This window comes from Marinomonas vaga, assembly GCF_055388305.1.
In genome coordinates this window covers 1,825,038-1,846,962 of record NZ_AP043903.1, presented here as the reverse complement: position 1 = coordinate 1,846,962, position 21,925 = coordinate 1,825,038, and the positions used below count along the sequence as shown (strand labels likewise).

The 21,925-nt window shown below is 45.2% G+C and carries 20 protein-coding genes; 5 read left to right on the top strand and 15 right to left on the bottom strand.

Annotated elements, in window-relative coordinates:
* Positions 1-50: 50 nt before the first annotated feature.
* Genes pseB through pseI form a run of 5 tightly spaced genes read left to right on the top strand, consistent with a single transcriptional unit; the run spans position 51 to position 5,459 of the window.
* Positions 51-1,043, top strand: coding sequence for a UDP-N-acetylglucosamine 4,6-dehydratase (inverting) (gene pseB, locus ACZ5DR_RS08530; protein WP_377368580.1), 993 nt, complete (start codon positions 51-53; stop codon positions 1,041-1,043).
* Positions 1,036-2,214 (top strand): UDP-4-amino-4,6-dideoxy-N-acetyl-beta-L-altrosamine transaminase, encoded by a 1,179-nt coding sequence (gene pseC, locus ACZ5DR_RS08525; RefSeq protein ID WP_377368582.1) that lies wholly within the window; start codon positions 1,036-1,038, stop codon positions 2,212-2,214. The genes pseB and pseC overlap by 8 nt, the downstream gene beginning before the upstream one ends.
* The gene (gene pseF / locus ACZ5DR_RS08520) at positions 2,211-2,921 is read left to right on the top strand and encodes a pseudaminic acid cytidylyltransferase (protein WP_377368584.1); all 711 of its coding nucleotides are present in this window, start codon (positions 2,211-2,213) and stop codon (positions 2,919-2,921) included. The genes pseC and pseF overlap by 4 nt, the downstream gene beginning before the upstream one ends.
* Positions 2,899-4,401 carry a UDP-2,4-diacetamido-2,4,6-trideoxy-beta-L-altropyranose hydrolase gene (gene pseG, locus ACZ5DR_RS08515; RefSeq protein ID WP_377368586.1) on the top strand — a complete coding sequence of 501 codons (1,503 nt, stop codon included), beginning with the start codon at positions 2,899-2,901 and terminating at the stop codon, positions 4,399-4,401. Before pseF ends, pseG begins: the two co-directional genes overlap by 23 nt.
* Positions 4,398-5,459, top strand: coding sequence for a pseudaminic acid synthase (gene pseI, locus ACZ5DR_RS08510; protein WP_377368588.1), 1,062 nt, complete (start codon positions 4,398-4,400; stop codon positions 5,457-5,459). The genes pseG and pseI overlap by 4 nt, the downstream gene beginning before the upstream one ends.
* A gap of 11 nt (positions 5,460-5,470) precedes the next feature.
* On the opposite strand, the gene ACZ5DR_RS08505 is transcribed toward pseI, so the two are convergent.
* From ACZ5DR_RS08505 to flgF, 15 genes are all read right to left on the bottom strand, one after another.
* On the bottom strand, positions 5,471-7,582 hold the full coding sequence (locus ACZ5DR_RS08505) for a motility associated factor glycosyltransferase family protein (protein ID WP_377368590.1): 2,112 nt from the start codon (positions 7,580-7,582) through the stop codon (positions 5,471-5,473).
* Entirely contained in the window at positions 7,582-7,902 is a 321-nt protein-coding gene (locus ACZ5DR_RS08500; RefSeq protein WP_377368592.1) for a hypothetical protein, read from the bottom strand. Before ACZ5DR_RS08500 ends, ACZ5DR_RS08505 begins: the two co-directional genes overlap by 1 nt.
* Positions 7,895-8,308: a flagellar export chaperone FliS gene (gene fliS, locus ACZ5DR_RS08495; RefSeq protein WP_377368594.1), complete on the bottom strand. Its 414-nt coding sequence runs from the start codon at positions 8,306-8,308 to the stop codon at positions 7,895-7,897. Before fliS ends, ACZ5DR_RS08500 begins: the two co-directional genes overlap by 8 nt.
* 30 nt (positions 8,309-8,338) lie before the next feature.
* Positions 8,339-9,730, bottom strand: coding sequence for a flagellar filament capping protein FliD (gene fliD / locus ACZ5DR_RS08490; protein ID WP_377368596.1), 1,392 nt, complete (start codon positions 9,728-9,730; stop codon positions 8,339-8,341).
* A gap of 35 nt (positions 9,731-9,765) precedes the next feature.
* A complete protein-coding gene (locus ACZ5DR_RS08485) occupies positions 9,766-10,194 on the bottom strand; it encodes a flagellar protein FlaG (protein WP_377368598.1) in 429 nt (142 codons plus the stop codon).
* 61 nt (positions 10,195-10,255) lie between these two features.
* Entirely contained in the window at positions 10,256-11,116 is an 861-nt protein-coding gene (locus ACZ5DR_RS08480) for a flagellin domain-containing protein (RefSeq protein WP_377368600.1), read from the bottom strand.
* Positions 11,117-11,629: 513 nt separating this feature from the next.
* Positions 11,630-12,493 carry a flagellin N-terminal helical domain-containing protein gene (locus ACZ5DR_RS08475; protein ID WP_377368602.1) on the bottom strand — a complete coding sequence of 288 codons (864 nt, stop codon included), beginning with the start codon at positions 12,491-12,493 and terminating at the stop codon, positions 11,630-11,632.
* Positions 12,494-12,697: 204 nt separating this feature from the next.
* Positions 12,698-14,245: an HD-GYP domain-containing protein gene (locus ACZ5DR_RS08470; RefSeq protein WP_377368604.1), complete on the bottom strand. Its 1,548-nt coding sequence runs from the start codon at positions 14,243-14,245 to the stop codon at positions 12,698-12,700.
* 14 nt (positions 14,246-14,259) lie between these two features.
* Positions 14,260-15,477, bottom strand: coding sequence for a flagellar hook-associated protein FlgL (gene flgL, locus ACZ5DR_RS08465; RefSeq protein WP_377368605.1), 1,218 nt, complete (start codon positions 15,475-15,477; stop codon positions 14,260-14,262).
* Between the two features lie 6 nt (positions 15,478-15,483).
* Positions 15,484-17,454 (bottom strand): flagellar hook-associated protein FlgK, encoded by a 1,971-nt coding sequence (flgK, locus tag ACZ5DR_RS08460; RefSeq protein WP_377368607.1) that lies wholly within the window; start codon positions 17,452-17,454, stop codon positions 15,484-15,486.
* A gap of 140 nt (positions 17,455-17,594) precedes the next feature.
* Positions 17,595-18,548 carry a flagellar assembly peptidoglycan hydrolase FlgJ gene (gene flgJ, locus ACZ5DR_RS08455; protein ID WP_377368609.1) on the bottom strand — a complete coding sequence of 318 codons (954 nt, stop codon included), beginning with the start codon at positions 18,546-18,548 and terminating at the stop codon, positions 17,595-17,597.
* 8 nt (positions 18,549-18,556) lie between these two features.
* The gene (locus ACZ5DR_RS08450; protein ID WP_377368611.1) at positions 18,557-19,648 is read right to left on the bottom strand and encodes a flagellar basal body P-ring protein FlgI; all 1,092 of its coding nucleotides are present in this window, start codon (positions 19,646-19,648) and stop codon (positions 18,557-18,559) included.
* Positions 19,649-19,660: 12 nt separating this feature from the next.
* The gene (flgH, locus tag ACZ5DR_RS08445) at positions 19,661-20,320 is read right to left on the bottom strand and encodes a flagellar basal body L-ring protein FlgH (RefSeq protein ID WP_377368613.1); all 660 of its coding nucleotides are present in this window, start codon (positions 20,318-20,320) and stop codon (positions 19,661-19,663) included.
* An 11-nt stretch (positions 20,321-20,331) separates the two neighbouring features.
* Positions 20,332-21,117, bottom strand: a complete 786-nt coding sequence (flgG, locus tag ACZ5DR_RS08440) for a flagellar basal-body rod protein FlgG (protein WP_377368615.1) — start codon at positions 21,115-21,117, stop codon at positions 20,332-20,334.
* 36 nt (positions 21,118-21,153) lie between these two features.
* Entirely contained in the window at positions 21,154-21,897 is a 744-nt protein-coding gene (flgF, locus tag ACZ5DR_RS08435) for a flagellar basal-body rod protein FlgF (protein WP_377368617.1), read from the bottom strand.
* Between the last annotated feature and the right edge of the window lie 28 nt (positions 21,898-21,925).

Below are 21,925 nucleotides of genomic sequence, written 5' to 3'. Positions count from 1 at the left end.
CCGATAACAGAAGTTATCATTAGTTTTATATCCAATTGGTAGAGTGACTCATGTTCAATAACGCAAGCATTTTAATTACAGGCGGCACAGGCTCATTCGGCAAAAAATACGTCGAAACCCTCTTAGCAAACTACCGCCCTGCTCGATTGATCATTTACTCCCGAGACGAACTCAAGCAGTACGAGATGCAACAGGAATTCGATGCTCCCTGCATGCGTTACTTTATTGGTGATGTGCGCGATAAAGACCGCCTCACTCAAGCGATGCGAGATGTGGACTTTGTAATCCACGCAGCAGCATTAAAACAAGTGCCAGCGGCGGAATACAATCCAATGGAATGTATCAAAACCAATATCCATGGTGCTGAAAATGTCATTGCAGCCGCCATTGCCAACAATGTCAAAAAAGTCATTGCGCTTTCTACGGATAAAGCAGCAGCCCCTATCAATCTATATGGCGCCACCAAGCTCGCCTCAGACAAGCTGTTTGTCGCTGCCAATAACACGGTTGGCAAAGGCTCTACTCGCTTTGCTGTCGTGCGCTACGGCAATGTAGTGGGGTCTCGCGGGTCAGTTGTCCCATTATTTAAAAAGAAAGTCGCAGAAGGTGCGAAAAGCATCCCAGTAACACACCCAGAAATGACTCGTTTTTGGATCACCCTGCAAATGGGCGTCAATTTTGTACTGAAGAACTTTGAGCGTATGCGTGGCGGCGAGATTTTCATCCCTAAAATCCCATCGGTTCGAATTAAGGATTTAGCTCAAGCCTACGCCCCAGATATTCCTATTGAAGACATTGGCATTCGTCCGGGGGAAAAAATGCATGAAGTTATGTGCCCTGTAGACGACTCCTATCATACTTATGAGTTCCATGATCACTTTGTGATCGCTCCCAGTATCAAGTTTTTCCACGGGGAGCTTAGCTTTGATAACAATGCCATTGGCGAAAAAGGTGAATTGGTAGCGCCAGGCTTTGAATACCAATCTGGTAGCAACCCTGATTTTTTAACCGTCGAAAATATTCAAGCGTTCGAAAATGAGTAAGGCATTTATCCCCTATGGCCGACAATCCATCTCAGCTGCAGACGTTGAAGCCGTCTGTGAAGCTCTAACGTCGGACTATTTAACCCAGGGGCCATTAGTACCAGAATTTGAAAATTCGGTTGCCGAACTCAGCCAATGTAAATATGCCATTGCTGCAAACAGTGCCACATCAGCGTTACATGTGGCCTGTTTAGCCTTAGGCGTTGGCCCAGGTGACTTAGTTTGGACCACACCCAATACCTTCATTGCCAGTGCCAATTGTGCTTTATATTGCGATGCTCAAGTGGACTTTGTGGATATTGACCCTCAAACCTACAACCTGTGTCCAATTCAACTGAAAGAGAAGCTAGAACTCGCCAAGTTTCAAAACCGCCTACCTAAAGTGGTCATCCCAGTGCATTTTGGTGGTCATCCTTGTGACATGCGTGCTCTGCATGAGCTATCAAAAGAATACGGTTTTTATATTATTGAAGATGCCTCACACGCGATTGGTGCCAAATTCAAAGGCCAGCCTGTGGGCAGCCGGTACTCGGATATTTGTGTCTTCAGCTTCCACCCAGTTAAAGTTATGACCACCGCAGAAGGCGGCATGGCCGTCACCAATAAAGAACCGTTAGCGGATGCTATGCGGTTATTGGTTCATCAAGGTGTGACCAAAAACAAACGGGAATTTCAGACCCGATCCCCCGGCGATTGGTATTATGAGCAGCAGGATTTAGGCTTCAATTACCGCATGACAGAGCTGCAAGCAGCCTTAGGTATTTCGCAATTAAAACGCCTAAACCAATTTATTGAAAAGCGCCGTGAACGGGTACAAAACTACTACAAGCTGCTACAAGGATTACCAATCCAACTACCGAGCGAAGCAGATTACGCCTTTTCCAGTTGGCACCTATTTCCGATTGTGCTCTTTGAAGCGTTAGAACCCCAGCGTGCGTTGATTTTTCAGTATTTAAGGGAACAACAAATAGGCACTCAAGTGCACTATATTCCAGTTCACACACAGCCGTTTTACCAAGAAAAAGGGTTCGCATGGGGAGACTTCCCTCAATCAGAGGAATACTACCAGCGTTGCTTAAGCTTGCCTCTCTACCCAGATTTGACCTATGAGGAGCAAGTTTACGTTGCAAATGCTCTGAGAGAAGCCATTGATAGAGCGTTTGTTGCATGAACGTAGCGATTATTCCTGCACGGGGAGGATCTAAGCGGATCCCGCGAAAAAACATTAAGCTTTTTCATGGCAAGCCTATTATTGCTTATTCCATTGAAACCGCCATGGCATCTGGTTGCTTTGACCGCATTATTGTTTCTACCGATGACGACGAAATCGCGGCCGTTGCACGTGAATTTGGGGCAGAGGTGCCGTTTAAACGCCCTGCAGAATTATCGGATGATTTTGCTACCACACTTGATGTGATGGCGCATGCGACCAATTGGCTCTTAGCAAATCAACCAGACATAAAGAACGTCTGTTGCATTTACCCCACTGCCCCATTAATACTGGCCGAGGACTTACGTCAAGGACTGGAAAAACTTAACGGCTCTAACGCTTTAAACTATGTGTTTAGCGCAGTGGAATACGCTTTTCCTGTTCAAAGAGCCATTACTTTGCAATCCGAAAAGGTCTCTATGGTAATGCCGGAATTCGAGCAAACTCGATCTCAAGACCTTCCAAAAACTTATCACGATGCAGGCCAATTTTATTGGGGTAAAGTCAGCGCATTTACCAATAAAACACCGATCTTCAACGGCGACGCCTCCATAGTTGCATTACCCCAAACTCGTGTACAGGATATTGATACGTTAGAAAACTGGCTGTTCGCCGAGTCCTTGTACCAGCACTATGTGATCCCCCATGCAAATCGCCATACGAGCTGACGCCTCTCTGGACATCGGCAGTGGCCACATAATGCGCTGCCTCGCTCTCGCCGAGATACTTAAGAGCCAAGGTCATTTGGTGATATTCTATTGCCAAACCCTACCAGGAAACTTAATCACACGTATCCATGAACGAGGGTTTACAACACGGGGGATAGACACACCTGTGTCAAAAGAAAACCTACTCACTGGATATGGCAGTTGGTTAACTCGAACCCAATCAGAAGACGCTGCGGCGTTTTGTGATCAGGCAAAAGATATCGAACTCGTGGTTGTAGATCACTACGCTCTTGATCAAGACTGGGAGCGACAAATCCAGCAACAACTATCAGTCCCCGTCCTTGCTATTGACGACCTGAAACGCCGCCATTCAGCAGACATCATACTCGACCAGACACTTGGACGTTCCCAGTCTGAATATGATGCTCAAGGTGTTGTACTTTGTGGCAGTCAATATGCTTTGCTCAGCCAAGCCTTTGCTAACGCCCGTGAGCATGCATATGAACGTGCCCTTTCCAACCACCCAATACGAGTTCTCATGTCTTTTGGCGGTGTTGATCAGCACAATATGACAGGTTCTGCGTTGAACTCATTAGTTAGTAGTCTAGATCTAGAGATCACTGTGCTCTTACCGCCTTATGCTCCTCATTATCATGAGATCAAGAGCCTAGCTGACAGCTTAGCAAATGTAACGCATATCCCATTCTCTGATCAGATGGATGCCCTCATGCTGTCCCATGACATGGCAATAGGAGCGCCAGGAACCACAAGTTGGGAGCGCGCCTGCTTGGGGCTTCCAAGTATTATTATCCCTATTGCAGAAAACCAATTGAATGTCTGCGAACAACTTTGTCGCCACAATATTGCTTTGATGCTCAAAGAGGAAGACATTCATAAGTTACCAGAAGCAGTCATGCAACTAGTCAACGATTGGCAGGGGTTTCATAAAAGAGGGATGGCAATCTGTGATGGACTCGGTGGCTATCGAGTAGCCGCCGAAATAAACCAATTAGAAGCCGTTTCCCAAGGTATGGATAGTTATCACTTAGCACTCGCACAACCACAAGACGCCCAGCGTATTTATCAATGGCAATGTCATCCAAAGACACGTCAGCATGCTTTAACCCCTGATATACCAGACTGGTCAACCCATGAGGCTTGGTTCCAACGTAAGTTGGCTCAAGCGGATGCTTACTTCTACCTTATCAAAGACAGCCATGAAGCCTTAGGCGCTGTCAGACTGGATCGCTTACACCCATTTCACTATCTAGTGTCTATCTATGTGTCACCTGATCACTACCGAAAAGGTGTCGCATCCAAAGGCCTCGCTTTAATGGACCTTATCCATCCTCATATTCACATTCATGCTACGGTGCTGTTAGACAACCTGGCCTCCCATGCCTTATTCACCAAGGCAGGTTATGGCAAAATAGATTCCGAACACTATGTGCGCCCACCGATAAACGGAGCCCAGTTATGACAAAATTTATCTCTATCGATGGTCGAAGAATTGGCCCAGATTACCCACCGTATATTATTGCGGAAGTGTCAGCCAACCATAACGGCAAGCTTGAAAACGCTTTGAAACTGCTGGAAATAGCCAAGGAAGCCGGTGCTGATGCGGTTAAATTACAAACGTATACGGCTGATACGATTACACTAGATTGTGATAAAGAAGACTTTCAAATTCGCGGTGGCCTATGGGATGGCAATACGCTTTATAGCTTATATCAACAAGCCTACACACCATGGGAATGGCATAAAGCTTTATTTGAGAAAGCCAAATCGCTCGGTCTAACGATTTTTAGCTCTCCGTTCGACGCCACTGCTATTGAACTGCTGGAGTCCCTCGATGCCCCTGCCTATAAGATTGCTTCTTTCGAAGCCATCGACCTCCCCTTAATACGAACTGCCGCCCGCACTAAAAAGCCACTGATCATTTCAACTGGCATGGCGAATCAAGATGAAATCCAAGAGGCGATCGAGGCTGCCAAAGAAGCAGGCTGTACCGAATTGGCGATCCTACATTGTGTCAGTGGCTATCCAACCCCTGCAGATCAGTATAATTTGCGCACTGTTGCTGATATGACAGAGCGGTTTGAGTGTGTTGTCGGCCTTTCAGACCACACCATTGAAAACATCACCGCTATCACTTCTATCGCCATGGGTGCAGCGATTGTTGAAAAACACTTTACCCTTGATCGACAAGGGGGTGGTCCTGATGATTCGTTCTCATTGGAGCCAGAGGAGTTAAGCGCTCTTTGCAGAGATACCAAAATGGCCTGGCAGGCCCTAGGAAAAGTAAATTACACCTTAACGGAAGCAGAAAAAGGCAATGTGCAGTTTCGTCGTTCCCTGTATGCGGTGAAAGACATTCGCCAAGGAGAACCTCTGACAGAAGATAATGTTCGAAGCATTCGCCCCGGTTACGGCTTAGCTCCCAAACACCTACCAGATGTATTGGACACCATTGCGACTTCAGACATAGAGCGTGGCACGCCAATTTCTTGGGAGTTCATAAAAAATAAAGCGCCATAGGCGCTTTATTTTTAACCATTAAATTTCCCGTCTAGACGTCCACGTCCTTTATCAACATAGTCTTGAGCACTTGCTAGCATGTCTGGCATTTCCTGAATGAGCTCTTTAAACAGCTCTATCATTTCACTCACAGTGTCTAAACAATCGTCAGGAGAGCCCAGCAGTAAATCTAGAACCTCATTCGCAAAATAAATGAAAGAACCAAACATTAGCTCAGCATGATAAGGCGTCTGTAGATAATATTGCTTCATCATATTTGCATTGAACTGAGCAAACACTCTCAACAAATCTTTTTTATCTTTTATATCTTGCTCAAAAAAGCCGAGGGAGTCATCGCAAAAGGCCCTAAAAGACTCTTCGATTCCAGCTAAGCCTTCATCAGCTGCCACATTTGCATCGTAATCTTCTGCCGAACAATGCTTCCAAACATATGCCTTCACCGCCTCTTTTTGTTCAACTCCAGATTGCATAATGAGTGCATCATCTACGGCTAAAGGCAACGCCCCCTCAATCTTAATACCATCAGAAAGATTGTAACAATGGAACATCTTGTTATTTTCTTTTGCGCGTAAGATTGATAAACCCAACTGAATTCTTGATGTGTCCATCATACCGGTTGTATACGCCACACCACCGAAATTGGCTTCCCGCTTAACTAGATTCCGCTTATATTCCAACAAACCAGTACTAGTACCATCGTCTTTGAAGTAACCACTTGCCTTAGAATGATGCTCATCTGGGTTTTTAAAACCGCAATCCACGCCAATCAAATACACATCAGAAAAGCCCATTAGCGTGGCATAAGACATTGCCAAATTCGCCACAATAGGAGCCGAATAATTCATGGTCATCAGTCGACTTCTGTTTGCATCAGATACAATTTTACTTAGAGCCATAATCGATGAGATCGGCTCACTAGGCTTCAAACCTATTAAGCATTTATCGAAGTATTCGTAAAAGTCGGGGTGCATAACATTCACGGTTAAAGCTGTAATGCCAGACAAAAACTCCTTATCGATATAAGCCAGTTTCTCTGCAGTATGCTTCAAACGCTCAACGTCAACTTGATAATCAGGCTTAATACCGTATTTACGCAAGGTATTAATAGTTGTTCCGCAAGAGATAATAATTGCGTTATCAGCATTTTCCTTAACAAACTCAATATTCTTATCTAGTGATGGCCCATTCCCCAAAATAAAAACAGGTAAATCAAGGTTTTTATTAAAGCCCTGTTTAGTACCATAATTCGGTGTTACCGCTAAGAATGTTGAGGTGCGGCGGGAAAGGTATTGCCCAATACCAATAATACCATCATCAAAAAAACCCCACCCCATTACTTGGCGGGAGTACTGGTCATGGAACTCATCGAGCACTGATTTAATGTGCTCACGACTGTAACCCATATACAGGAAGGTATGGGCTGCCATGTACATTCCATTGTAGCGAATATCACTTAAATATTTATTGGTAAAACTCTTTTCATCTAGTCCGAGAAAGAAATGCAATGTACTATCACGCGCTTCCATCTCCGTTACTACCCACTGCCAATCAATAGCAAAAAGCGAATAATAAAACAGATCAATATTCTCTTCGTAAATGTAGATGTGATTCACATGATGTTCATCAAGAATACGAATCAACTGATAGCCAAAATCAAAGCCAAAAAGAATTACTCCACCAATAAAATCAGGCAACCCAGAATAGGAAGCTAAATCTTTTTTCTTTTCAATCTTCTTTTCTTGAACAAGGCTAAGATAGTATTCGTGGCGAGATTGTTTTTTTCGATTTGCCTCAACATTTATAACAGTTCGTGCTGGTTTTTCTCGAAAAAGTCGATATTTCTGGTCGATTTGAGTGAAGGGTTCTTCCGAAAAAAGAGTGTAACCTGTATCTGGAAAATAAAGATTTAAAGCACCGTCTCGCTCTAAAAATATATTTTTATTGCTAGGTTCGTAGGCCAACATTTCTTTGTGAATATCAGGGAAGTAATGCTTTAATACTTCCATATTTTTGCTGTACTGGGCCGAAAATATATCATCATTATCAACCAGCCTTTCCTTGCCCTGCTTCAGTCTCTCGATAATAGTTTCATCAACTTTAAAGCCAAGGGTATCTTCCTGCATTACAGCTTCCCTATTTCTGAATAGCCTTTTGAGCCTTTTCTCTTTTTCATTAAATGAGATTGTTCTTTTTTTAAAGCAGCTCTTTCGGATTTAACAACTGCTTCTGACTGACGAATTAGCTCATATAGATGGCGATATTCATCCGCTTGGGATGCCACTTTTTGTTGTGACACCTCCCCCGATTGAATCATTTTCCGTAGACCAAGATCTATCTTTTGCAGTGACTCTATATCTTTTTCAGCAATCGCTTTTTCAAGATATGGCACCAAAGCCAGCACATCTATATCACTGCTTTCAATATCTTTTAAGGCATTAGGCATGAGCTTGTGCCGCTTCCTGCTTGGCTACATCACTAATCTGGTCCCATGCCCCTTTAATCTCAAGCATAAGTCTCATTACTAAATCTAGCTTTGAGGTGTCTTGTTGGGCACTGGCCTCGTTCACCTGTTCAATCATGTAGGAATACAATGAGTCCAGATTATCAACTAATTCAGGATTGGCATCACGATCCAGCGCATCACGCAGGGCGTTAATAATTTCAACCACTCGCGTAAGAGTAGCCGCTTTGGCAGCCATATCTCGACGCTCAATATGCCCTTTGCCAAGAGCCAAACGCTCTAAAGCCCCTTGCATTAACAACTGAATAATTCGATGGGGGTCTGCTGACGCCAGATCAGACTTAAGTGAGTCTTTTTTGTAGGCCTGAATGCCTTTATTCGCGTACATATCAACCTCTTATGTTACAACGAGCCTTAATTAGCTACTGCTTAAGCTGCTTAGCTGAGTTAACAAGTAGTCACCATTGGAACTCAAGTTCGCCAAGAGCGTATCCAATGTCGTAAATCGAGCACGTAATTGCTCTTCGTAAAGCTCCATGCGATATTCGAAATTCTCCAATGACTCTTCTGTTTTATCCGCAGAAGCTTGTGACGTATCAACCATGTCTTTCAACAGGCCACTTGAGCCAGTGTAATTACTCAACATGTCTTCCATGATACTGGCCAACCCCGTATCACCAGAGAAAAGCGATACCACATCATCGTAGCTTTCCTCCATAGCATCTGCGAAAGCAGTGCTATCTAAAGATAAGGTGCCATCATCGGCCATTTCAATACCGAGATCAAAGATGGTACTTAAGGAGCCTGCATCATCAAAAATGGTCATCAAATCGCTATTCAAGGTACCTTCAAGTCCCCGAACCAAGCTGCTGCCATTTAATATGGCATCCGAATCTGTATAAGTATCGAAGACAGAGAGCAATGAGTTATATGCTGAGACAAAACCTTCTAGGGTTTCTTGAACGGTTTCAGTGTCGTAATCTACCGTTGCTGTAGCCGCTTCTGGATCACCATTCGCGTCCGTTTCAGACACCGCCAAGGTTTTGATCGTTAAACCTGAAACAGCTCCCTCAAAGGTATTAGTGTCGCTGCGAATTTCAATACCATCCACATCGATCACTGCATCCTGAGCAGCATCATCCGCAGCAATACTTAACCCTGCGGTACCAGCCCCCGTCGCCACAGAAGACACGCTGTCTAAAGATTCGTCCGTATTGGTAACGACCAAATCATTGCCATCACCTGTCACATCAGAATTTAGCGTCAAATAAACGTTACCTGAGCCGTCATCTACTAAGTTAGCGGACACACCAAAGTTATTCTCATCATCATTGATTTGTTCGCGAAGCTCAGAAAGAGTCGTACCAGCCGCAACGCTAATGGTGAAGGTTTCGTCTCCAGCGGTGAAAGTTAAATCACCACCAACACTGCTGACTACATCATCAGAGGTGCTAAATAAGCCTGCCGCGGACACACTTCGACTGCCTTGGGCCAATTGGGAAACAGAGATATTGTAGGAGCCATTAGACGCATCACTGTCAGCCTCAACTGAAATGATATCGCCGCTGGTTGGCTGGGTAAGGGTAGCAGTACGACCAGTGAATAGATCACTGTCTGCAAGGGTTTCGACGGAGGTTTCAAACTTTTCTAATGCGGATTTTATCGCACCGTAGGCAGAAACTTCTGATTCGTAGTCACTGATTTTATCTTCGTATGCGCTAACCTTAGTGTCTCGCTGCACCGAGATCATATTCTCTACGAGGGTTTCAAGGTCTAGACCAGAACCAACACCAAGTGATGTAACTGACATACTTTTCTCCCTTAGCTCATAAGCAAAGAGCTAACTTAAACTTCGCTATTGATCAGGTTCCCTTTTAGGCTATTTAATTCACCAAATATCTCATCAAGACGATCAGACATTTTCAAGAATTCTTCCGAAGGAATTTGACGAACCAAATCGCCAGTTTCTTGATCAATCACTTTAACTATGTTTTCGGACTCGTCTGTTAACTCAAATGACACCCCTAAACTGAGCTGTCGCATTTTGACATTAACTTCTTCAACCTTTGGCTCGTCGACGGCCTCTTGCTTAGAGCTTGCAAGATCACTGCCATTCTCAGACCCTGTGTCCATAGGATTGCTATCGGCCGTTTGCTGTACAACTTGAGCTTCCATTTGCTTTTCTTTCACAAATTCTTGCTCACTCAGCTGATTCCCCTGGCCGGTTTGCAGAGGTGTCACAGATAACTTTGAAAAATCGGAATTAATTGACATGGGTACTCTCCCAAAACAAAAAAGCTGGAGTAATACTCCAGCTTTTTGGCATTACTCAATATTAACCTAGTAAGGATAGCGCAGTTTGAGGACGCTGGTTAGCCTGGGCTAGAATAGAGGAACTTGCCTGTTGCAAGATCTGAGCGCTGGTCAAGGCTGCAGTTTCTTCGGCGAAGTCTGTATCACGAATACGTGAACGGGCAGCCGATACGTTTTCAGAGATGTTGCTCAAGTTGTTAATAGTAGAGCTGAAACGGTTTTGCACCGCACCCAACTCAGCACGCTTAGAGTCAACCGCAGCAATCATGCCATCGATGATAGAAATCATACTTTGAGCATTGTCAGAAGAAGAGATTGATAAACCTGTAGCAGCCAAACCAGCAGAGTTCATACCTGATACAGTAAAACCGGCACCAGCAGTACCCGATGAGTTAGATGAACTCAAAGAGAATGAAATCGTTTGGTTCGCATCCGCGCCCACTTGGAAAGTACCTGAGTAAGAACCATCCAGTAGGTTTTGTCCACCGAAAGTAGTATCGGATGCTACACGGTTGATCTCCTCGCCAAGCTGTGCAATCTCTTGTTGCAGTGCAACACGGTCTTCATCAGTGTTGGAACCGTTGGCAGACTGAACTGCAAGGGTACGCATACGCTGAAGCATACTTGTCGTTTCGTCTAAGGCACCTTCAGCTGTTTGCGCCAAGGAAATACCGTCGTTCGCGTTACGAACTGCTTGGTTCAAACCGTTGATCTGAGAAGTCAAACGGTTAGAAATTTGAAGACCCGCTGCATCATCTGCCGCAGAGTTGATACGCAAGCCAGAAGACAAGCGCTGGTAAGCTGTATCAAGTGTGGAACCTGATTTCATCAAGTTGTTCTGAGCGTTCAACGATGATGTATTAGTATTTACATATAAAGCCATAATAGCCTCCTAGTTTCGCCTTTGTGGCCTGCCGCCAAGCAGAACCTCTAATGAGTGCCGAGATCGCCAAATCTCATTTGCACCATAAACCTCTTGTTGTAGGTAACGGCGTCCTTTACGAAAGCTTTAGGCTTTTTTTGAATTTTTTTTCCTTTAGCGGCAATATTTCTCCGCCAGATACGGCAATCTATTGTTATCAAACAAGTTTTTTTATTTTTATTTTTTCTTCTACCGCCGTAAAAAAAGCGCAAATATGCCCTTTCAATGACCTTTCCTTGAAATTCTATCGATACTGATGATTTAAAAATTTGGCACGTGGTTTGCTGTACAAATAAAGAGCGAAGACCGCCAAGTCTTCGCCAAAAAAAGCCAAGTGCGCTAACACTTGGCTTAAAATCACTTCTAGGAGAAAGAAGCGAGAAAGGTTTCGAATGCCTTCGCCAAACCTCTTGCCTCCGGCATTCGAAATTTGCTTCGTAATGAGCGGCCTGATCAGCCGCTCTTTTTTTATGCCTAGCCTCCTAGTAAAGACAAGGCTGTTTGAGGACGCTGGTTTGCCTGAGCCAAGATAGTTGAGCTAGCTTGCTGTAGGATCTGAGCGCTCGTTAAAGAAGCAGTCTCTTCAGCGAAATCTGTGTCACGAATACGTGAACGGGCAGCAGACACGTTTTCAGAAATGTTGCTTAAGTTGTTAATTGTTGAGCTAAAACGGTTTTGCACCGCACCCAACTCGGCCCGCTTAGAGTCCACCGCAGCAATCATACCATCGAGAATAGAAATCATACTCTGAGCATTGTCCGCTGAAGAAATAGACAAATCTGTCGCAGCTAAACCAGCAGAGTTCATACCTGATACAGCAAAACCGGCACCAGCAGTACCCGATGAGTTAGATGAACTCAAAGAAAATGAAATCGTTTGGTTTGCATCCGCACCCACTTGGAAAGTACCTGAGTAAGAGCCATCTAGTAGGTTCTGACCACCAAAAGTAGTTGTATCAGCCACTCGGTTAATTTCTTCTGAAAGCTGAGCCATCTCTTGTTGCAGTGCAACACGGTCTTCATCAGTGTTCGAACCGTTAGCAGACTGAATAGCTAGAGTACGCATACGCTGTAGCATACTTGTGGTTTCATCCAAGGCACCTTCAGCAGTCTGTGCTAGAGAGATACCGTCGTTCGCGTTACGAACAGCCTGGTTCAAACCGTTGATTTGTGAGGTCAAACGGTTAGAAATTTGTAGACCCGCAGCATCGTCTGCAGCAGAGTTGATGCGCAAGCCTGAAGACAGACGTTGGTACGCTGTATCAAGTGTGCTACCTGACTTCATTAGGTTGTTTTGAGCATTCAATGAAGACGTATTAGTGTTTACATAAAGAGCCATGATAATTTCTCCTAGAACGTAAAATTTCTTAGGCAACCTTTTGATTTAATTGATTATTTGGTTGCGCCTTGCTTAGTTAAGTTATCGTCTGGTTGTGAAAAAGCTTTAATAAATTTTTCAATTTTTTTTAACTTTTTTGGAACCCAATAACACAACTTGCTTACAGTACTTTTATCGGCAGGAGAGACGATTCTTTAGCTAAATTTAACTAATATGATCGACAAATCTAAGGTCGTAGTCGGATGGCAGGATAATTTTAGAAATTGACACATCTTCATTGCGGTCCACAGGAATGTCCGCAGCAGGTATAAAGGTCTTAGTAGGTAAGCTATAGACTTGCCTAACAAGTGAAGGTTTAAGCTGTTTGTTCAGGGTCAGCACAAAACCTAAGCGGCCATTAGAAAGCTCTACACAAGAGCCAACAGGAACACTTCCCAAGCTTTTGATGAAAAGTTCAAGAAGCTTCTTATCAAAGGCCAAGCCAGATTCTTTAGACATTTTACGCAAGGCACCACTTGGCGTAATGGAGTGCTTAAAAGGCTGCTCTGAGGTCATGGAGTCATAGGCATCAACAATTGCGCCTATTTTGCCATAAACACTGATCTCATCTCCTTCTTTACCATTCGGATAGCCAGAGCCATCAACTCTTTCATGGTGATCCCAAAGCATTTGATACACCACTTTTGGGATTGAGGGCGTCACTTGTAACAAGCCCTCACCAAAGTGCACATGCTTGCGCATTAAGGAGTACTCTGCTTCAGACAACTTCCCTGCTTTGTTAACAATGGGAGCAGGTAATTTGAAGCGACCAATATCAAACAGCAAAGCAGCGATACTAATCACTTCAACATAACGAGGCTCTAACTCAAGCCCTTTAGCCAAATGACAGGCCAGCACAGCACACCCCAAGGTATGCTGTGCTAAATAAGCGTCTTCAGATTTGTTGTGTCGCAATGACAATAAGGCATAGGGGTTACGCTCATGGCTAGCAATCAGCTTTTGCACAAAACCACTTAATTTGGGGTAGTCTAGGGCTTTGCCAGTCTGTAACAGGGCCACTTGCTCCTGAATCAAAGCCGTGCCCTGGGTCATCAAGCGAAGCGCTACCGGGATTTCTTTTGTGTATGGCGTTGGCTCGATAGAGAGGGCTCGATCAGGCCGAGCAATCACCCCAGTCGCCGAAGAAGTTGCCTCTGAAATACCCCCGTGCGGTGTTGGGGGTACAGAGACAGAAGCAGGTTGATTCACACGACCATCTTCATCCACGTTGCCTTGCTTATAGTCCAACACATACTCGCGAGTATTATCGTTCAGAATCTGACGAAACAATTGATACAGACTGCGCCCCGCAACATACATTTCACGCCAATCACGGGTGTTAAAATCTGGTTTAAGGCGCTTCAAGCCTTTGATGGATTTACCGGTGGCTAGGGACCAACAAATAAACAGCAGCTTTTCTTCCGCTTCATACAATCGCTCACGCTCAGCGGTATGCATATCCCCCACTTGAAAGTAAGGGTCAAAGGGTAAGAATTTACTGTTAAGAATGGGTTTAAGTTCTGCCAAGGTCACTTGGCGGATGGCGATGGTTACTATGTGATGCTTTGCACTGTGTTGTTTAATTAAACTGGCAACACGCTTGCTCTTGAGTACATCATTTTTAATGCCCAAGGCGTCTATCAGCTCAATGACATTAAAATAGGCAAAGCCGATGTCTACACCAAACAGATTCGTTACATCAAACTTCGCCATCAAATACCCTTAATCTATAACGAATTAAACAGGGATAAGCCACTCAACCGTGTGAACAACAATTGTGAGGCCGATAGAGCAGACTCAGTAAGCTCTAACTGAGTTGTCGCCTCATACACATCCAAGCCACCGATGTTCTCTTGGGCTGTGGCATTATAGATCTGTTTCGACGAGTTAAATTCAGTACGGCTGGAAATAGTATTTAAGCTTGCCCCCACCCGCGAAGATGCTGTACCAATGCTGACTTGAGTATTAGAAATGCTTTTAGAAGCATCCAACATAGCTGCATCACGCTCCGCATCTGTTAAAGATGTATCTTTTAATGCGGCTACAGCCCCCATGATTTGGTTTAGTACATTATCGCGCTCAGGCGTATCAATCGTCACATCAACGGTGCTACCCACAGCACCAGTGAGTGTGAAAGACATACCGTTTACCGTAATCGCATTACCTGACTCATAATCGCCACTGGCCAAAACGTTGCCACTGCTATCGGTCAATTCAAATTGATCAGGGGCACCGGCTGCGGTTGTCAGTGTAAAGTCATTCAATGTCGCGTCGACAGCACTGAAGTTGTTCGCAACGAAATCATCATAGGCATCCTGATCCGACACTGCAAAAGATAAGGTTGCAGTGCCGGCTGTTACATTGGCAGTGAAAGTATTGCGCGTCCAAACGTCCTCAAATACTTTTTTACCGGAGTCATTGGTGGCCACACTGATGGTTTCGGAGATTTGCATGTTTTTCTGTGCTTCGTTACCCGAATACACATATTTACCCGTCGCATCTTTTTCGAAAGCGGGGCTGCTCGAGTCAGTACCAGCGAATACATACTGACCATTGGAATCCTTAGAGTTCATTAGATCTGCTGCAGCAGTAACCAGGCTCTCAATTTCACCCGCTATGGAATCAAGATCATCTTGAGAATTTGCGCCGTTTTCCGCCTGGATCATCAGCACATTTATTTCATCTAACACATCATTCAAGCTTTCCAGTGCGACAGACTCATACTCCAAAGAGTTGGTCGCCAAGGTCATATTGTCTTCGTACTGTTCCAACAACTTAGTATCAGCCTGCAATCGCATAACCTGACCAGCGCCACTAGGGTCATCGCTTGGGCGAACAATATCTGACTGCTCTGCGATACGCTCTTGAACTTTTAATAAGCGCTCATTGGCTTTGGCCATCGACTGCATGGACTGGTTGTAAATTAAATTACTAGTAACTCGCATAATAACCTACCCCAACGCACTGATAAGCGTTGCAAATGTACTTTGAGCCGCTGTCAGTATCTGAGCAGAGGCAGTATAAGATTGTTGGTAACGCAACAAGTTCACGGCTTCTTCATCCAAGCTGACAGCAGAAATCTCATCTCGTGCCGCTTCCGAACGATTCATAATGACTTCACTGGAATCCGCATTCGTCGATAAAGAAGCCGTCAAGCTCCCCACTTCAGTGACTAAAGACGTAAAGGCTTCACTGTAAGTTTGTGTGCCTCCTACCGTCGAAGCGTTTTGCAGGTTCGCTAACAATAAACCATTATAGTTATCCGCCTCACCAGAGTCGTTAAAGCTCATGGAGAAGGTATCCCCTGCAGTGGGTGTACCGTCCAAACTAATATCAAACCCTGCATCATCTGCTAAGCCTGCTTGCTCTAACAGATTAGAATAATCAGTAATACCCGTAACAGTTGCCAACACATTACCGTTAGCATCCAACACTTCCATCTCATCGCTGGCAGTAAAATTTAACGTCTGAGGTGCGGATGGATACAAACCTCCCGATTGGGCAAAAGCCGACGAAGACGGGTCTGTATTCGTAATAGAGGAAATGGCTATTTCCACATCAGAAAGATTAGACGAACTGCTAGACACCGCAATGGGCGCAGCCAACGCTAAATCATCACCAGAGCGAGCAGACAGATCCAAAGTCGATGCTGCATTCTTAGTTGGAATAAACTGAAATTTATCTCCTGATGCATATGACGACGCAGGATCAAGGGTAATAGACACCCCTAAACCCTCTACTTCATAAGGCTGTCCAGTATTGCCAGTAATATCCACATTGTCAGATTCACCGGTAATATTGCCAGACACATCGTATGTCACCACTTTAAACGCCGTGGCAGACGTCATGACTACTTCATAAGTGTCTGTGGTCACATCCCCAGAGGAGCCTGACGTCACCTGTGCAGAAATGGTCAGGTCTGAATCGCTGTTATTAGCGTTAGGGGTAACATTAATTGCTCCGGTGGAAAACAAATTAATGCCATAACCACCATCTGCATCTAAGCCTAACTGGTTTTGGGTGTTCATGGTGTCAGCTAGAACCAAAGCTTGTTGACCTAACATGCGCTCGGCACTGGTTACGAATTCATTCCTAAAGGAAATCAAGCCCCCCACTGATCCCCCCAAATCTTCCGAAGTCACCCCAACATCGTATTTACCAAAATCTAAACTAATGCTTAGTTCATTGTCTGGATTACTCGAGTCAGATGATAAGCGTAGCTCATTGCTACTGCCTTGTAAGACAAGGGGCTGACCTGACGCCAAGTTAACTGTCATCAAATCATTGTCATCATACTTCACTTTGACATCCAGGTACTCAGACAGCTCTTTCACTAATTGCTCTTGGGTGTCACGGAGCTCATTAGCTGTCGATCCCGTAGAGGATTCCAACTTGTAGATCTGGCTGTTCAGATCAGAGATCTGGGACGTCAAATTATTGATCGTATCTATGCTATCGTTGATTTCTTCGTTAGCCAGATTTTTCTGGGTCGAAATATAATCCGCCAGCTCATTATATTGAGCCACCAACTCATCTAAGTTTGCATAAGCGTTAGATCGAGCGGCACTGTCTGTTGGGTCGCTGTTTGCTGTTTGCAATGCACTAAAGGCATTGTCCACATAAGTCGAGATCGAAACGCTCTCCTCCCCAAAGATGGCGTCAAAACTCGACATCATGGAGTGGTAGCTTTCGTAATAGTTATAAGTAGAGGTATCTGACCAAAGTTGCTGGTTAATATACTGATTAACCACTCGCTCAGTATCCTGAATACGGACACCACCACCGGAAACACTCACCGTTGAAGTAGATTGACGGCTATAGCCTTCCGTATCGACGTTAGCGGTATTTTGACCCGTCGTAGAGATGCGTGCCGTGCTCGACTGCAAACCTGACAAACCGATTGAATAAAGACTGGAACTCATTCCGCTAACCTCGTGAAAACTAAAAAGCTGAAGGGCTTACCCTTCTGTTATCGTCAGATAATGCAATTACTTTACCAACTTAAAATAAGTACAGATCTGCCCTACAAGAGGGTGTTCAAAATATCCCTTAAACCATTGTTTTACAGGGATTTGAACCATTTACTAGAAAGGATATTAGTGATTTTCTCAGCATACTGAGGATCGGTCGCATAGCCGCTTTGCTGCAAAGAAGCGGCAAAGCTTGCCGCATCGCCACCGACTTGTAAGGCATTTTTATACCGATCACCGGACTGCAAAAATTGCGCATAGTCGGCAAAGCTTTCTGCAAAAGAATCGTAGGCACGGAATGAGGCTTTTTCTTGTTTAGGAATGCCGCCACGAAATTCCAAAGTATTGACCAAAGCTCGATCACCTCCCCAACGATGATCGGCCTTAATGCCAAACATGTTATAACTTGGAGAGCCATCATCCTTAGCCATAGGGTACTTACCCCAGCCTGTTTCCAAGGCGGCCTGTGCCAAGATGGCTTTCGGGTCCACCCCTAACTGCTCACCTGCTTTTTGGGCATGGGGCCAAAGTGACGCCACAAAGCTATCAGGGGAAGAAAACACCACATCATCAACGCTTAATGTGGCCGTCTCAGAAGAGCTATCTAAGGACACATTCCCCGCTAACTCTTGGGCGGCTTTTTTAGCCACCGCTTGAATATGAGACGTATCTAAGGTGGACAGACGTGTTAGGAAATCAGCTTCAGATTCTTGAGCATCGGCAGGACTATTATTGCCACTTCCCTTTCCTTGGAATTGCCGCACCAAAGCATCAGCCAAGCCAATCCCCCCGGATCCAGCCAATGACTGGGCCATCTGAGAATCCATCATTTCAGTGTATTGCTTAGTTTGAGAGCTATCGAATAGACCACCACCGATGGTTTCATTGGCGCTACGCATATTCTTAAATAGCATATTAATGAAAATTGCCTCGAACTCTTGCGCAACTTTCTTTAACGCGGCATCAGGATCTTTTTGAGCCTGAGTTTTCAAATTAGCGAGGGAGTTAAAATCCGCGAAAAAGGTATTATTGTCTATCCGGCTCATAAGATAACCTAAATCACAACCACATCAGCGTTCAAGGCACCGGCCTGTTTCAAGCCTTCTAAAATGGCCATCACATCCCCTGGCGCAGCACCTACTTGGTTAACCGCTCTCACAATATCATTAAGTGAAGCACCAGGGTTAAAGACAAACATATGTCCGCTGTCCTCATCCGTTTGAATTTCCTGACGAGGCGCTAAAGTGGGCTGCCCATTTGGCAAATCCGGCTGACCAATCTCTGGATTCGCCATAATGGTCACAGTCAAACTGCCGTGGGTCACCGCAGCAGGAGACACAGTGACATTCTGACCAATAATAATGGTACCTGTACGCGAGTTCACAATAATCTTCGCCCGCTCACGACCTAATTCAACCTCTAGATTCTCAAGTACGGATAGGAAAGTAACCCGCTGAGATGGATCACGTGGAGCCGTCACACGAATAGAAGTCGCATCCAGTGACTGGGCAACCCCAGGCCCTAGTAAACCATTAATCGTGTCTACCACTTGCTTGGCCGTGGTAAAGTCCGGGCGATTTAAATTAAATGTAAGGGTATCACCACGGTTAAAGCTGTTCGCAACCGCTTTTTCTACCGTCGCACCGTTAGGAATACGCCCAACTGTTGGGATAGTAACCGCCTGACGGGAGCCATCGTTACCATTAGTACCTAATCCACCCACAACCAAGTTCCCTTGAGCAATAGCATAGACCTGACCATCCGCCCCTTTCAGAGCAGACAGCAACAAGGTACCGCCACGCAAGCTGCTGGCATTCCCTAATGAAGACACGGTGACATCAATCGCCTGACCAGGCTTTGAAAAAGGTGGCAAGGTTGCCGTCAATGACACAGCCGCCACGTTGTCCGCGTCAGTACTGGCCCCATCCGGCAAGGTAATGCCGAATTGGTTCAACATACTAATAAAGCTTTGGTTGGTGAAATCCGTATCATCACCTGTACCATTTAGACCGATCACTAAACCATAACCAAACAACTGGTTATCACGCACACCTGCCACACTGGCAATATCCTTTAAGCGCTCTGCAAAAGCACTGGAAGCCACGCTAAGCAATACCACAAAAGCCAAACAGGATTTAATCTTCATCGATCATGCACCTTAAAATGGTAACCAACTGGAGTTAACGATACGGGTTAACCAGCCTTGCTCACTGCCAGCGGCTAATTCGCCCGTACCAGAGTAAGCAATACGCGCATCCGCCAAACGGATAGACTCCACCGTATTGTCAGAGCCGATGTCTTCTTCACGCACTAAACCAGACAAGCGGATGTACTCTTGACCGCGGTTTAAGGTAATCCATTTTTCACCGCGCACCGCCAGCAACCCATTAGGGTAAACCTCATAAACGGTCACAGTAATGCTCCCTGTCAGACTGTTACTTTGGTTGGCATCTGCACTGCCAGCAAAGTCGCTATTCATCCCAGGAAGTTCCGTATCCAAACCAATAGGTACGCCCAAAATCGTTGGGTTCTGAATAGTGGATGACGATGACTTGGTCACATTCGCAGCGTTGGATTTGGTAGAACTGGTACTTTCAGACAAAGTAACAGTTAGCACATCCCCTACTCTTCTTGCCTTTTTATCACCAAAGAATACATCTCCCATGCCCGTTTGATAAATACCGCCTTCGGTATTTTGAGAATACTGCATGGTTGGCTGTATCACTGGCGCATAGTAGGGCTCATCCGAAACTGGTGTTTGTTCTACGGAAGCACACCCAACTAACACACACGGCAACAAAACAAGAAGATAACGCATAACTAATACCTTTAAAGTTGCTGATTCACAAAGCTCAACATACCATCTGCCGTAGAAATGACCTTGGAGTTCATTTCATAGGCACGCTGGGTAGTAATCATATTCACCAACTCTTCAATCGAGTTAACGTTTGACGCCTCCAGCATCCCCTGGCTCACAGAACCTAACCCATCTTCCCCAGGCACACCCACAATAGGATCACCACTGGCAGTGGTTTGCTGATACAAGTTGCCACCCAAGAAATTAAGACCTGCCGGGTTAATAAAGTTGACCGTGTTAATCGCGCCCACTTCTTCTGTATCCGTTTCACCAGCACGCAGCACAGAGACAACACCATCATCGCCAATAGTGATCTCTACGACATCGGGATCAATCGTAATATTCGGTTCCAACAACATACCGCTAGAATCCACAATATCCCCATCACTGTTTAATTGAAATGAGCCGTCACGGGTATAAGCAATAGAGCCATCTGGCTGCAGGATTTGAAAAAAGCCCGCCCCTTGGATCGCCACATCAAGCTGACGATCAGTGACATTGTAATCCCCTTCAGAAAAGTTTTTTTGCGTCCCTGTTACACGCACACCCGCACCGATCTGCAAACCAGAAGGCAACTCAGTGTTTTGAGCAGACAAGCCACCTGGCGCACGCAAAGTTTGATACATCAGATTTTCAAATACCGCACGATCTTTCTTGAAAGCGGTGGTAGAAACGTTGGCAAGGTTGTTTGAAATCACAGACAACTGTCTGTCCATAGCAGACAAACCAGTCTTAGCGACCCATAGTGCAGAATGCATAATTATCCCCTTACAAAAAAGCTGTCGTAATCCCTATTAGGCATTACGCTGTAAAATCCTAGCGGACGCATCTTCGTTGGTGCGAACCGTATCCATTACCTTGATATTCATTTCGAAACGACGGGCGAGCGCCATAATCTGTGTCATCTCTTCCACCGCATTCACATTACTGCTTTCAAGGAACCCAGATAACACCCTTACATTATTGTCTTGAGGCAACTCTTCGCCATTACGAGTACGCAGCAGGCCATCGGAATCCTTCACCAATTGCTCTGGCTCCGCAGACACCAGCTTCAGTCGATTCAATGCGGTAATTTGAGTGCCATCGCCACCCTGAGGAATGATAGAAATCATGCCGTCTTCGCTAATAGAAAGTGAGTCTAGAGGCGGCAAAAAAATAGGACCATCAATTCCCATCACAGGCAAACCTGTGCCTGTCACAAGCTGGCCCGCAGCCGTCAGCTGAAGATCCCCAGCGCGGGAATACACCTCACGCCCTAAGCCATCAAGGGTTGCAATAAAACCATCGCCTTGGATGGCGATATCCATGTCTCGTCCGGTTTGTTGTAACGCCCCTAAATCATAACGAGTACCTGGGTTTTCCGTCATAGCGTAAACACGTGATGGATAGTGCTGACCGTTTACCTGCATAGAACGAGCTTGCTCGAAATCCGCTCTAAACCCTGTGGTCGCAACGTTCGCTAAGTTATTGGCGTGAATACCTTGAGCATCCATGACTTGAGTCCCCCCAGACATGGCTAAATACAATGCTCTATCCATACATCACCCTTAATAAAAATACTGTCGT

Coding starts and splice junctions, on each gene's coding strand:
- pseB (WP_377368580.1), top strand. CDS start 51: ATGTTCAATAACGCAAGCATTTTAATTACAGGCGGCACAGGCTCATTC.
- pseC (WP_377368582.1), top strand. CDS start 1,036: ATGAGTAAGGCATTTATCCCCTATGGCCGACAATCCATCTCAGCTGCA.
- pseF (WP_377368584.1), top strand. CDS start 2,211: ATGAACGTAGCGATTATTCCTGCACGGGGAGGATCTAAGCGGATCCCG.
- pseG (WP_377368586.1), top strand. CDS start 2,899: ATGCAAATCGCCATACGAGCTGACGCCTCTCTGGACATCGGCAGTGGC.
- pseI (WP_377368588.1), top strand. CDS start 4,398: ATGACAAAATTTATCTCTATCGATGGTCGAAGAATTGGCCCAGATTAC.
- ACZ5DR_RS08505 (WP_377368590.1), bottom strand. CDS start 7,582: ATGCAGGAAGATACCCTTGGCTTTAAAGTTGATGAAACTATTATCGAG.
- ACZ5DR_RS08500 (WP_377368592.1), bottom strand. CDS start 7,902: ATGCCTAATGCCTTAAAAGATATTGAAAGCAGTGATATAGATGTGCTG.
- fliS (WP_377368594.1), bottom strand. CDS start 8,308: ATGTACGCGAATAAAGGCATTCAGGCCTACAAAAAAGACTCACTTAAG.
- fliD (WP_377368596.1), bottom strand. CDS start 9,730: ATGTCAGTTACATCACTTGGTGTTGGTTCTGGTCTAGACCTTGAAACC.
- ACZ5DR_RS08485 (WP_377368598.1), bottom strand. CDS start 10,194: ATGTCAATTAATTCCGATTTTTCAAAGTTATCTGTGACACCTCTGCAA.
- ACZ5DR_RS08480 (WP_377368600.1), bottom strand. CDS start 11,116: ATGGCTTTATATGTAAATACTAATACATCATCGTTGAACGCTCAGAAC.
- ACZ5DR_RS08475 (WP_377368602.1), bottom strand. CDS start 12,493: ATGGCTCTTTATGTAAACACTAATACGTCTTCATTGAATGCTCAAAAC.
- ACZ5DR_RS08470 (WP_377368604.1), bottom strand. CDS start 14,245: ATGGCGAAGTTTGATGTAACGAATCTGTTTGGTGTAGACATCGGCTTT.
- flgL (WP_377368605.1), bottom strand. CDS start 15,477: ATGCGAGTTACTAGTAATTTAATTTACAACCAGTCCATGCAGTCGATG.
- flgK (WP_377368607.1), bottom strand. CDS start 17,454: ATGAGTTCCAGTCTTTATTCAATCGGTTTGTCAGGTTTGCAGTCGAGC.
- flgJ (WP_377368609.1), bottom strand. CDS start 18,548: ATGAGCCGGATAGACAATAATACCTTTTTCGCGGATTTTAACTCCCTC.
- ACZ5DR_RS08450 (WP_377368611.1), bottom strand. CDS start 19,648: ATGAAGATTAAATCCTGTTTGGCTTTTGTGGTATTGCTTAGCGTGGCT.
- flgH (WP_377368613.1), bottom strand. CDS start 20,320: ATGCGTTATCTTCTTGTTTTGTTGCCGTGTGTGTTAGTTGGGTGTGCT.
- flgG (WP_377368615.1), bottom strand. CDS start 21,117: ATGCATTCTGCACTATGGGTCGCTAAGACTGGTTTGTCTGCTATGGAC.
- flgF (WP_377368617.1), bottom strand. CDS start 21,897: ATGGATAGAGCATTGTATTTAGCCATGTCTGGGGGGACTCAAGTCATG.